This is a genomic window from Sutterella megalosphaeroides, assembly GCF_003609995.1.
In the GTDB taxonomy this organism is placed as follows: domain Bacteria; phylum Pseudomonadota; class Gammaproteobacteria; order Burkholderiales; family Burkholderiaceae_F; genus Sutterella; species Sutterella megalosphaeroides.
Window position 1 is genome coordinate 1,453,438 of the sequence record NZ_AP018786.1, and the last position, 12,241, is coordinate 1,465,678.

The 12,241-nt window shown below is 63.8% G+C and carries 9 protein-coding genes; 6 read left to right on the top strand and 3 right to left on the bottom strand.

What is annotated here, in order from left to right; translation table 11 throughout:
• The first annotated feature begins 98 nt into the window (after positions 1 to 98).
• From S6FBBBH3_RS06155 to S6FBBBH3_RS06165, 3 genes are all read left to right on the top strand, one after another.
• Positions 99 to 2,546 (top strand): ankyrin repeat domain-containing protein, encoded by a 2,448-nt coding sequence (locus S6FBBBH3_RS06155; RefSeq protein ID WP_170143845.1) that lies wholly within the window; start codon positions 99 to 101, stop codon positions 2,544 to 2,546.
• A gap of 20 nt (positions 2,547 to 2,566) precedes the next feature.
• Entirely contained in the window at positions 2,567 to 3,631 is a 1,065-nt protein-coding gene (locus tag S6FBBBH3_RS06160) for an ankyrin repeat domain-containing protein (RefSeq protein ID WP_120176916.1), read from the top strand.
• 96 nt (positions 3,632 to 3,727) lie between these two features.
• Complete coding sequence (locus S6FBBBH3_RS06165) at positions 3,728 to 4,276, top strand: YbjN domain-containing protein (protein ID WP_120176917.1); 549 nt, start codon at positions 3,728 to 3,730, stop codon at positions 4,274 to 4,276.
• 117 nt (positions 4,277 to 4,393) lie between these two features.
• On the opposite strand, the gene S6FBBBH3_RS06170 is transcribed toward S6FBBBH3_RS06165, so the two are convergent.
• On the bottom strand, positions 4,394 to 6,079 hold the full coding sequence (locus S6FBBBH3_RS06170; protein ID WP_120176918.1) for a putative transporter: 1,686 nt from the start codon (positions 6,077 to 6,079) through the stop codon (positions 4,394 to 4,396).
• A 511-nt stretch (positions 6,080 to 6,590) separates the two neighbouring features.
• Between S6FBBBH3_RS06170 and S6FBBBH3_RS06175 the strand changes: the two genes are divergently transcribed.
• Positions 6,591 to 7,025, top strand: a complete 435-nt coding sequence (locus tag S6FBBBH3_RS06175) for an aldo/keto reductase (protein WP_170143846.1) — start codon at positions 6,591 to 6,593, stop codon at positions 7,023 to 7,025.
• Positions 7,026 to 7,119: 94 nt separating this feature from the next.
• Here S6FBBBH3_RS06175 and S6FBBBH3_RS06180 read toward each other — a convergent pair whose 3' ends face one another.
• Together S6FBBBH3_RS06180 and S6FBBBH3_RS06185 are read right to left on the bottom strand one after the other, a co-directional pair.
• Positions 7,120 to 8,298, bottom strand: coding sequence for an alanine racemase (locus S6FBBBH3_RS06180; protein WP_120176920.1), 1,179 nt, complete (start codon positions 8,296 to 8,298; stop codon positions 7,120 to 7,122).
• 311 nt (positions 8,299 to 8,609) lie between these two features.
• Positions 8,610 to 10,523: an FAD-binding protein gene (locus S6FBBBH3_RS06185; RefSeq protein ID WP_170143847.1), complete on the bottom strand. Its 1,914-nt coding sequence runs from the start codon at positions 10,521 to 10,523 to the stop codon at positions 8,610 to 8,612.
• A 258-nt stretch (positions 10,524 to 10,781) separates the two neighbouring features.
• Here S6FBBBH3_RS06185 and S6FBBBH3_RS06190 point away from each other — a divergent pair, with 258 nt between their 5' ends.
• Complete coding sequence (locus S6FBBBH3_RS06190) at positions 10,782 to 11,681, top strand: LysR family transcriptional regulator (RefSeq protein ID WP_123957650.1); 900 nt, start codon at positions 10,782 to 10,784, stop codon at positions 11,679 to 11,681.
• Positions 11,682 to 11,856: 175 nt separating this feature from the next.
• Positions 11,857 to 12,237, top strand: coding sequence for a RidA family protein (locus S6FBBBH3_RS06195; protein WP_120176922.1), 381 nt, complete (start codon positions 11,857 to 11,859; stop codon positions 12,235 to 12,237).
• The last annotated feature ends 4 nt before the right edge of the window (positions 12,238 to 12,241 follow it).

Consider the following 12,241-nt stretch of genomic DNA (forward strand, 5'->3'; position numbering starts at 1 on the left):
GGGCAGGGCGCGTGTTGCATGGTGCTCGTGCGCCCGGCCCCGCCCGTACCCCGTCCGTTCTCTTCTCTTTCCCGATTCCTCGCTTCCCGGAGGTCGCCATGGCGCCGAAACTCATGCTCAACAAATTCGATCCCGTTGCGGCGCTTTTCGAAGACCTGCAGCGCGGTACCGACGAACGGCTCGAGGTCTACCGTGCGCTTCGGCCCGAGGCTGAAGACGAGTACGGCATGACGATGCTCGCGCATGCCGCGCGGGCGGGCGACAGCGAAGCGGTCGAGCTGATGCTTGAGCGCGGAGCGGACCCGAACGCCCCCGACCGCTCGGGCCGTACGCCCCTTTTTCACGTGGCCGAAGGCCCGCACGACTGGGTCTCGCACCCGGAAGACATCGTGTACATCGTCGAGGACCTCCTCAAATACGGCGCCGACGTCGATCACGCGGACGATTCCGGGAAAACCGCGTCCTTCATCGCGGTGGAGCGGGGGCTGCATCCGTACTTCGTCGGGCTCGCCCGTGTGCAAGAACGAATGCAAGCTCGACCGACGGCACGCGAGTCGGGTACGGGCTATACGCTTTTGCACGCCCTCTGCGACCGCTTTTGCGGTACGGATCCGACTCAAGAAGCGGACGCGCTCGTCATCGCGCAGGTGCTCGTCGAACATCTCGGAATCGACCCCAACGCCCGCACGTCGCTCGGTCGTACGGCGCGCGCTTTGGCAGTCGCGCGCGGGTCGCTTTTTGTTGCTCCGTGGCTTGCCTACGGAGCGGACGCCTTTCAAGAAACCGAGCGGGCGGGACGGATGATCGCGAGCGGCGGCGCGACCGCCTCCGAAGCGGCTTTGGCGGGCAACGTCCGGCAACTTCGGGCGTTGGCTGACCTCGGTTTGATTTCGGACGAGCCCGCGTTGGAGGGGGAAGACGAAGGCTTGACGCCGCTCTCGTCCGCCGCGTCGAAATTCGCCGCGGACGCGGTCGACGTACTCGTCACGGGCGGTGCCGACCCGACGGCGCGCCTGAACCGCAAAGCTTCGGGCGGACGCGCTACGGAAGGAACGAGCGCCGTACGCATGGCGCTCTGGGCTCCGAACTCGCGCGTCTCGCTTCCGAGCAATGTGACGGTCGAGGACGCAAAGCGCACCTTGGAGCGCCTCCTTCGAGCGCCGGGTGCGGCGGACGTTCCGGTCGACGAAGAAGGACGCACGGCACTACTCACACTCGCGCAAAACGTCGACCGCGGCTGGAGCGTGGACGGAAAAGATTGGGCGCCGATTGCGCTTGACATCGTGCTTGCGCACGGAGCGAATCCCGACGAGCGGATGCCCGCGCAAGGAATCGATCTTCCGTTTTGCAAGATTCCGGGCAGCGTGACGCCCCTCGGGCTTCTCGCCCGATCGGGTAGCGACGCGGCCCGCCCGCTCATGAAGAAGCTCCTCGCTGCGGGCGCAAATCCCAACGCGACGGACGTCACGGGACGTACGCCCCTTGCCGAAGCCGCGAACCTCGATACGTCGGCGGACGCCGAGGCGACGGTCGAGCTCTTGCTCGCTGCGGGCGCGGACCCCTCGATCGGGGACGCCCGGGGCGAGACGCCCTTGAGTCTTGCCGCGGGACGCGGCCACGAGCGTGTTGTGGAAATGCTTCTTGCGGCGCTTGAGCGGCTTGAAAGCATGCGCGCGAAGGACGAGGGGAATGCGGATGAGGCGCCCGAAGAACCGCAGAATCCCGGTCCCGCATCTCCGGCGTCTGCCGAAACCCCGGCGCCTCAACCCGCCGCGGCGCTTCGCCGGGGAACCGAAGCCGGAGGCTTTTTCGAGCGCATGCGCGCCCGCTCCCGCACGCGTCCGACATCGGTCGGCGGTACGTCATCCAATGCTCCGATGGCAAAACCTGTGCCGGAAGCGGCGCCGAAGGCTCCCGCGAAGCCCGCACCCATGCCAAAGCCCGTCACCACCGACGGCAACGCCGACGAGGCCTCGCGCTTGAGCGTGGCGCTTTCGCGGTTCCTGCGCGCGACGTTGCCCGGAGCCGCAGGGGAGGCGGAAAGTCCCTCGACCCGGTCCGAGCGCGAATTACGCCTGACGGCGATCGGCTTACTCGCTGCGGCAGGCGGAAGTCTCGGCGCGCTCACCCGCGAAACCGTAGCGTTGCTCGTCGACGCTCGGGCGGCGTTTCTGCTTGCACCCGCCGGCGAGAAGCTCGAGCCCGCTGCTTGTCGCGAAGCCCTCGAAGCCCTCGCGCCCTTTGCGGCCGTACGCGAAGCGGGCTTTGAGACGGTTCCGCTTGCAACCGAGCCCGGGGACGACGCTCTTCGGGTGTTGCAGCGCTTCGAAAAGGCGACCGTCCGTTGGGGACTGCCCGTTGCGGCGGGACTCCTCGTTGAAGCGCCCGACGACGAAGCGGATCGTGCGGACGGAAGGGTCGCTCGGCAGGTCCCGATTCGGGCCTGCATCCTTACGGCCGCATCCCAATTCGAGCACGCGCGCACGACGGCGCGCCTCGCCGGACTCACGTTCGTGCGGCCCTCGGACGTTGCCCGTGAAGGTTAAGAATCGAAAGGAGAGGGAAAATGCTTGAAGACGCACTTTTCGAAGCGGTAAAAGGTCGACGGTTGGGTGTGGTGACGGCACTCTTGCCGCGCGTCACCGATCTCGAACGCACGGACCGCGAAGGCGCGACCGTCGCGATGATTGCGGCACGCGAAGGCGTGTTGCCGATTCTGAAGGCGATCCTCAAGGCGGGCGCCAATCCGTTGGCCGCCGACCGCGAAGGGCACTCGGCCCTCCATTGGGCGGCCGCAAACGGTCATGCCCCTTGCATTGAAGCGCTCGCAGAGGCGGGAGCGGATCCCAACGCCCAGGACCGCGAGGGTGTCACGCCCCTCATGGCGGCCCTGCGCGCCCGACGGTCGGAGGCCGCCTTGCGGCTTCTCAAGTGCGAAGGGACCGATACGGAACTTGCGGACCGGGACGGACGCAAAGCGCTCGACTATGCGTCCGCGGCCTCCATGCCCGACCTTGTCGACGTACTTTTGAAGCGCGGGACGCATACGGAACGCACGGAACGCTCGGAAGGCGTCTTGGGAGGCTTCTTCGGGAGCGTCGGAGGAGGTGAAAAAACCGTGCCTCCCGAACTCGCCAAGGACCGCTACGGGTCGAACGCGCTCCATCAGGCGGCCTCGCGCGGCGACGCGGAAACGCTTGCGCGACTCTTGTCGGGCTCCCGAGCGCACGTGAACGACCGGAACGACGCGGGCGAAACGCCCCTCATGACGGCCGTGCGGGCAGGGTCGATCGGGTGCGTCGAGGCGCTCCTTGCGGCCCGGGCCGACCCCAACCTTCCCGCTGCGGCAGGCGAGACGCCCGCCGCGGAAGCCGCGCGCCTCGGGCGCGAAATCGTGCTCGGGAAACTGATCGCAGCGGGCGCGAACGTGAACGCCGCGGCACGCAACGGTACGACGCCGCTTCTCGTTGCGATCCGCGAGCGGCAGGTCGATGTCGTGCGACTGCTTCTCGCAAACGGGGCGGACGCGGGAGCGTGCGACGCGCAAAACCGCGGTCCCTTGGCCTACGCGGCCGCAAGCGGCCTCGAATCCGTCACCGTCATGCTCCTCGAAGCGGGCGCGGCACGCTAAACTCTCACTTTCGTCCGATCTCAGGGCTTCGAGGGAGCTTTCCCGCCCCTCGAAGCGGTTCCGAATTCCGAAAATTCCGAAAACAAGGAGAATCCCATGGCCAATGCACCGCTTGTCGAACGGGTGGAGCGTTTTTTGAAGTCGCTCAAGTGGTCGTACAACTACGACGCCGAGGAAGAGGTGTTCTACACGGGTTGCGCGCTTGACGAGTCGTTCCGCTCGTGCAACCTCGTGATCGACGTACAGGACGACATGGTCCTCTGCTACGCGTTCCTTCCGATCGAAGTGCCGGCCGATCGTCGCGGCGACGTCATGATCTTTTTGACGTGCGCCAACTGGGGGATGCGCGCGGGCACCTTCGAACTGGACCTCACCGACGGCGAAGTGCGTTTCCGCACCTACCTCGCCTGCCCCGAGGGCGACGAGCTTCCGAGCGACGAAGCGCTCACGTGCCTCCTTTCGGTCCCCCCGGGCATGATCGAACGGTACGGCGCGGCGCTCCGACAGGTGATCGAGAACAAAACGGATCCCTTTGAGGCGGTTCGCACCGCCGAGCACGACATGGAATTCGACGACGAAGAAGGAGACGAGGAAGACGACGAAGACGACTTCGGCGGCAACCACAACCCGCGCGCTCACGCGTAAGCGCATAAGTGAGCGCATAAGCGACGGCGCTCAAACAAAAAGCGAACGACCCCGAGAGATCGTTCGCTTTTTTCTTTTCGTGTTCCGGCTCGTCGGCCGCCTTCCGTTCGGCGCTTCTCACCCCGAGACCGAGGTCCAGAAGAGCAGGAGCACGATCTGCCCCGACAAAATCCGCATGAACATCGCGAGCGGATAGACGGTCGAGTAGGCGACGGCCGAGCTGTTTTTCTCCGACAAGGTCGCGGCATAGGCAAGTGCCGGCGGGTTCGTGGTGAGACCCGAGAGGAGCCCCACGATCGAGTGGTAGTTCATGCGGAAAATGAGGCGCGCCGCCACCCCGACCGCGACGAGCGGAAGCACCGTAACGAGAAAGCCGAGCCCCATGAAGAGAAGGCCGCTCCCGTTCACGAACGCGTCCGCAAAGCCGTTGCCCGCCGCAAGACCGACGCTTGCGAGGAAGAACGCGATCCCGAGTTCTCGAAGCATCAAAGAAGCGGAGTTCGTCGTGTACGTGACCAAATGCAGCGACGGCCCGTAGCGCCCGAGCAAAATCGCAACGATCAAGGGGCCGCCCGCCAAGCCGAGCTTCAACGCGACGGGAATTCCGGGCAAGGCAATCGGGAGGCTCCCCGCAAGGATCCCGAGCGCGATCCCGACGAAGACCGAAATGATGTTCGGATGGTCGAGCTTCTTTTCCTGGTTGCCGAGTACGCCCGCGAGGCGGTTGAGGGCGCGCTCGGGGCCCACGGCGACGAGTCGGTCGCCGAGATTGAGATGAAGGCTTCGGTAGGGAAAGATTTCCATGCCGGCACGGTAAACGCGCGTCACGTTCACGCCGTCGTAGTTCGCGAGATGGAGGTCGCGAATGCGCTGCCCGTTGACGCTCGGATCGGTGATGAGAATGATGCGTCTGGAAACGGGCGAATGTTCGCTCGTCAAATCGACGTCGGTGCGCTCCTTTCCGAAGAAGGCGACGATAGCCTCTTTGTTTTCTTCCTGAGCGACGACGCGAAGCACGTCGCCCACGTGCACGCGCGTCTTGGGGCCGGGACTCACGAGGCCTTCCGCCTCGTTGTATCGGCGCGAAATGACGAACGGGCGGTTGATCACCTTGCGAATCACTTCGATCGTGCGGTCTTCGAGGTAGCCGTTCGCGGCTTCGACGTAGAAGGTGATCGGAGCGGCGTTTTGTTCCGTTTCGTGAAGCGACCAGAGGCGCTCCTCTTCGGCAAGGTCGATTGAGAAAACCTTGCGAATAAGAATGGCCGTCCCGATGATGCCGATCACGGCGAGAGGATACGCACACGCATAGGCGACTGCGATGTCGGGGCCCGCGTAGTCGAGTTCGGAGAGCGCTTCCTGCGTGGCGCCGAGCCCGGGGGTGTTCGTGACGGCCCCGTAATAGACCCCGAGCATCTGCGCGAGGTCGATCGATCCCGACATGAGGAAGGCAAAGAGTACCGTCAGCGCGACGGAAAGAAGTATTCCGAAAAGCGCGAGGCCGTTCAACTCGAGGCCGCCCGAGCGAAAGCTCGAGAAAAAGGACGGTCCCACTTGGAGGCCGATGAAAAAGACGAAAAGAATGAGCCCGAAATCGCGCAAAAACCCGAGCACGGTCGGGTTCGGCACGAACCCGAAGTGCCCGACCGCAAGCCCCATGAAAAGCACGAACGTCACGCCGAGCGAGACGCCGAAGAGGCGAATGCGCCCGAGCGCGAGACCGCAGGTGATGACGAAGGCGTAAATGAGGATGTTCCCGCCGACGGTCGATGGGTCGGCGAGACGCAGCAGAAAGTCGAGCATGTCGGGTGCGTCGGATGCGGCGGGGAAGGCGAACGCGAAGAGTCATCCCGCGCGCACGCATGCACGGCCGGACGGTCTGTCGGTCGGGCGCTCGCGGAGGTCTCGGTTCGTCTCGTCCCCAAGGGTTCGGTGGAGGAGCAAAATGCAGTTAAGGATCCTGAGTTTACGGGGAGAAAGAGGAAAAGCCATCGGTGAAATCCCTCGGAGATATGGAACTGTGCGGTTTTCCCGCACCGAGGCGCCGCATCGTGCGGCTCCGCCTCCGGCCTGCGGCAAACAACTGGCAAGCGGCCGACAACTACCGACCGTGAGGTCCGTACCGATGGGGCTTTCCTATCCGTTCGTTGCGAAACCCGGGCGAATCGGAGAAGCGGGGTGTGCGGGGACCATTCGGGCGTCCGAGCGCTTTCTGTACTGCGTTTCAATACCGATCGACCGATGCCCCGAGGGCTGAGCGGCTGATGCCCCAACAAACGCTCTTGAACGCAACAACGCAATGGAGGAGAAAACCATGCAACATCGTTTGCTCAAAAACCTGAACGTCTCGCTGATCGGCGTGGGTTGTATGGACTTCTCACACGACTGCGGTCAGGTGCCCGAACGTACCGTCAGCATCGACGCGATCCGCGAGGCGGTCGACTTCGGGTGCAACTTCTTCGATACGGCCGAAGTGTACGGACGGGAGATGTTTTACGAGGGCCATAACGAAGAGATCGTCGGCGAAGCTCTGAAGCCCGTGGTGCTCGCCACGAAGATGCACCTCCGTACGGAAGAAGTCGAATCGGGCAAGGACTTCTGCGCGATCGCCCGCAAACACCTGGCCGCATCGATGGAGCGCCTGCAGACGGACTACGTCGACCGCTACTACCTCCATCGCGTCAACGAACTCGTCCCGGTCGAAGAGGTGGCTGAAAGGCATGCTCCGCAAGAGCCTCTCGTTCCGTAAATGAACCGAGCCCTCCCCAAACGTACGAAGAAACGTACGAAATGGGGAGGGCTCTATTCGTTGGGGGTTCCGCTCTTTGCGGCAAGCGGCAGGCTTACCACCCGCGCACGTGGTCGAGCGCCGCTTTCACCGTGAGCGTTTCGTCCTCAACGAGGAGGAGCTTTTCGTAGGGCGCTGCGGTCGGGCAGGCGTGGTTCGGAAGGATCCGCAAGCGGCGCCCCACGGGGAAGTCTTCGGGTTTGAGAGCTTCGCCCGCTACCGCCTGAAGGATCCCATGCTCCTGATTCGCGCCCGTCATGCGGACGTCGAGGCCGCGCACGGGGCGGCCCGCGAGGTCGCAGACAAGCCCGTAACCGAAGTCTTCGTGCTGGCGCGCCGTGCCGCGGTCGCGCGACATCGCCATCCAGCCCGCGTCGACGATCACCTGACCTTTTTCTTTCTGGTGCCCGATCACGGTTGTGAGGACCGAGCCCGCAATGCGGTCGAGCGTGCAAACGCCGAGGTTTGTCATAAAGAGGTCGAACATCGCATAGACGCCGCAGCGGATTTCCGTGACGCCCGTTTCGTCTTCGGCCGCAAAGACCGTCGGGGTGGAGCCCACCGAGACGATCGGAACCTCGATCCCTTCGGCACGGAGTCTGTCGGCCGCAAGAACGATCCCGTCGCGCTCGCGCCGTGCGGCTCCGCGTGCATTTGCGGCGCCTTCCTTGTCGTAGCTTGCGCCCGCATGGGTGAGAAGCCCAACAAAGCGGGCGCCGCCCGTGAGGCTCTTCACAACCTCAAGCAAGAGGTCCGACTCGGGCGTGATCCCCGAGCGGTGCCCGTCGACGTCGATTTCAACAAGGACGGGAATTTCGATCGAGCGTGCGGCGGTGTAGGCCGAGACGTGCCGGGCCGCGTCGACGTTGTCGAGAAGAATCTTGAGGTCGCACCCGGAAGCGCGGATGCGCTCGACGCGCCCCAACTTCTGCGGAGCGATCCCGACGGCGTAGATGAGATCCGTGACGCCGTTCGCAGCGAAGTATTCGGCTTCGAGAAGGGTGGAAACGGTTGCGGGCCCTTCGGGCGACATCATCTGACGCCGCGCGATTTCGATCGACTTGTGGGTCTTGAGGTGCGGACGAAGCGTCACGCCGAGTGCTTTGGCTCGTTCTTTCGCGGCGGTGAGGTTCGCTTCGAGCTTGGCGTCGGAAACAAGGAAGGCCGGGGTTTCGACGACAGGATCGTCGAGTCGGCGGCCGATGCGGGGATCGGGGGCGGTGTGGGGAAACATGGTGTTGAAATCGGGTCAAATGCGGCAAACGCGAAAAACGCGCGGGGACCGGGCGGCAAGCGGCGCGGGTGCTCCAACGTTAGGTTCGTACACGCTGCACTCGCTTCAAACGCCCGGGGTCGGTTTCGATCGTAGCAGGCTTGGGGGCGTTTGGAGGCGCTTCTTTCGGGCAAGAGGGACAAGAGAGCGGCCACAAAAGTGAAGCGCCGTCTCGACGCATTGCGGCGGGACGGCGTGTGGAAAGGATGGAGCGTAGGACGCTCGGCAGACCGACCACCCGAGGAGAAGCCGCCCCGGGCGGTCGGGTCGTGTCACTTCAGGGCGTCCTTAAGGGCGGCACGGAAAGCTTCCGTCGTCACGGTCGCGCCCGAGACCGTGTCGACCTTGCCGTTCGTACGGACGGCCTCGGCGGGGAGCACATCGAGAGCCTTGCTGCCGATCCCCGGGGTTTCAAAGGACTCGATGACGCGTACGGCGGTGATTTTGCCGGCAGCGTCGGTCTTGACGCCGAGCACCACGTTGCCGCCCATGCCGCGACCGCGTCCGATGCGTTCGCCGTCTTCGGCTGCGGGGGTCGCACGCTTCCCTGCGGCGGGCGACCAGCCTTCGCCCTTGAGGACGCTTTCACTCGGAACGTCCGACTTGGGGGCTGCGGCCGACGCGCCCGAGATGCGCCCGAAGATGAGCGATTCGCCGATGTTGCCCGTACCGTTGTACTTCCAGGAGAAGATCGAGCCGAGTTCGCCCGCGCTGAAGAGGTGCGGAATGCGTTTGCCGTTTCGGTCGAGGACGGCGCCGATTTCGTCGTGTTCCGGCCCGCCCTGCGTGTTCGTATAGGTCGGGACGACCTCAATGCCGTAGAAGGGACCTTTGTCAAGGGGCTTCAGGAATTTCGCCGCACGACCGAATTGCTTGTCGACCCCGGCCTCACAGGATGCGTTGTAGGCGTCGATCTGCGCCTTGAGGCCCGCGGCGTCCACGCCGAGGAGGGCGGCAAGCTCTTCGACGGTGTCGGCCTTCTTCACGAGGCCCTTTTCGATTTCCGCTTCGGACCCTTCGCTCCACGACGCATAAACACGGCTTGCGCGTCGCGCGTCTTCATCGAAGATCATGAACGCGGGATCGGGCATCTGGAGCGCCCGGTAATCGTTGTGGAACTTGATTCGACCGTGCTTCGTTTTCTCGGTTTCGTTCCAGAAGCGCTTTCCGTCGGCGCCAACCATGATGACGTCGTGCCGCGTAAAGGCCGGTCCGCCCCAGGAGGAGTCTTTGGGGCCGGCCACCATGTAGCCGAACGAAATGCCGGTTTCGGGATTGAGAACGTTCGGATCCGGCCCGTTGATCGTGGCGAGGTTCACGAGGTTCGCGTTGACGTCCATCGCCATCAGAATGCCGTCGCCCGTGTTGTAGCGGGCGCCCTTCGCGTAGGCGACCTGCTGGCCCGCAAAGTTGCGGAACATGTCGATGTTGTTTTCAAAGCCGCCCGTTGCGAGCACCACGCCGTTTTTCGCACGGATGTTGCGCGCGGCACCTTCGACCTCGGCGACGACGCCGTGGACAACGCCCGTAGCGGGGTCTTGAAGGAGTTTTTTACCGGGCGCTTCGAACCACACGTCGATTTTTCCCTGAGCGCGCCGCGCTTCGACGTTTTTCTGAATGAGCGCGTAGAGTCGGCCGTCGCCGCCCGGGCTTTTCACGAGCGTGAGACCGATGGCGGAAGCCCCGGGGAATTCGGGGTATTCGGCGTAGTAGGACGTTTCGGGATGCTCGGCGCCGAGCTTGCGCAGGTATTCGACCTGACCTTTGGCCTCCTTGATGTAGGCCTTGTAGACCTCGTCCGAGGGGTTCGTCGACTTGCCGCGCATGGTACGGAAGTACTCGAGAATTTCTTCGTCGCTTGCCTTCGTGTCGTCGATCCAGATGGCCTGTTGGGCGGCATAGCGGCTGTTGCCGCCTTCGTGCCCTTCGGGCGCCTTCTCAAGAAGAAGGACGCGGGCTCCGGCGTCCGCCGCCGCAATCGCCGCCGCGCCGCCTGCAAAGCCGTACCCGATCACCACGACGTCGTACTCGGCGTCCCAGCGAACGGTTTGGAGGTAGTTGCTCGGTGCGGCAACCGTCGCAGTTGTTTCGGGGGCGGTCGGGGCGGCGTAGACGTGAGCGTTCATGCCGACGGCGGCACAAAGGACGGCAAAGGCGCAGGCACGCAGTTGAAAGGTTTTGGTCATGAAAAACTCCTCTGTGGTCATGAGGTTTCCGAGATTCACGAGGTCGGATATCGTTTTGATTTTCCGAATCCGAACCTCGCGATGGTCGTTAAGCCGGTGGTGCGGCGATCTCGGATGACCTCGCAGAACGCTTTTATCATAAGGAGGTGTGGGGAACGAACTTTGCAAGGTTACCCTCGGATGGCGGGCGTTTTGACGAACCTCGTCTTCGGAAAATCCGAATGATTGAGTCCTTCCGGGGACGATGGAGCAGGCAGAATGATTCATTTTGATGACAGGGACCTCCGGCTTTTTCTCGCCGTTGAAGAAACCGGAAGTCTCACCGCGGGAGCGGGGCGGGCAGGATTGTCGGCGAGCGCGGCGAGCGAACGGCTCAACCGGCTGGAGACGCATCTCGGCGTCACGCTCTTCGAGCGGGTTCCGCGGGGTGTGCGTCTGACGCGCGAAGGCGCGCACTTTGCGGCCTTTGCACGAGAGGTGACGGCCAAAAGCGAGACGCTCGAAAGCGTGTTGCGACCCTATCGGGGTACACGCACGGCCGTGCGGATTGCAACCAATGTCAACGCGCTTGAGACGTTTCTTCCCGGGGACCTCGGCGACTACATGGCGGCGCACCCCGAGGTGGCGCTTGAGCTTGTCAAGTTCGATTTGAATTGGATGCTTCTCAAGGCCGTCGCGAGCGGCGAGGTCGACTTGGGCGTCACCGCTTACGAAGGGACGCATCCCGAACTCCGTTTCGTCGATTACCGCTCGGATACGATGGCGGTCGTGATGTCCGAGCGACATCCGTGGGCCGAGGAAGCCGGCGTTTCGTTCGAGGTGTTTCGCGACGTACCCTTCATCGAAATCGGTGCACGGTCGGCGTTGGGTATTTTTCTTGAAGAGCGTGCCCGCGCTTACGGCTTTATGCTCGACGTCCGGGCGCGTGTGCCTTCCTACGAGGCCGCGCTCGAATTGGTCGCTCGGGGTGTGGGTCTCACCGTGTTGCCGCAAAGTTTGCACTTGGCCGCTGAGGTCGCCGAGCTCGTGGCGGTTCGTCCGTTGACGGACGCCTGGGCCGTTCGTCGCTTGAGACTCTGCTGGAAAGCGGGCAGGGAAGGCTGTCCCGTGGTGGCGGGATTGCTTGGTGCGCTCGCCGTTTCGCGCCTTCCGGCATAACCCGCACGTCCCCGCCCGAAGTATTCCCGTCGGGTCCGTCGGGCTTCGCGCGGCTACAATTCAAGACCGTGAACGTTATCTGCGGCTTCCGGCTTGAACGCCGTGCGGAAAAGCTCGCGGCCGCCCGAAAATTCACAGGACCAACACACAAGGACACAAGGAAAAGGAGCTCGACATGCAGTTTGTGAAGCCGCCCTTCAAGGGAGAAAACAAGGGCCATTACACGGCGGGCGTCATCTCTAAGGGGATGCTCTACGTTTCGGGACAGCTTTCGATCGATCCCGACACCCGCGAAGTCTGTCAGGGTGACATCCGCGCGCACGCGCGCCTCGCGCTCGACAACGTCGACCGCGTTCTGAAGGAAGCGGGCGTGCGGCGCGACCAGGTGGTCTTCTGCCGCGTCTATACGCCGTCGGCGGAAAACTGGGGCCCGATCAACGAGGAGTATGCGGCCTTCTTCGGCAACCACAAACCCGGGCGCGTCATCGTCTCGACCACGGACCTGCATTTCGGCTGCCTCGTTGAAATCGAAGCGATCGCCGAGCTGGAGGACTGAGCCG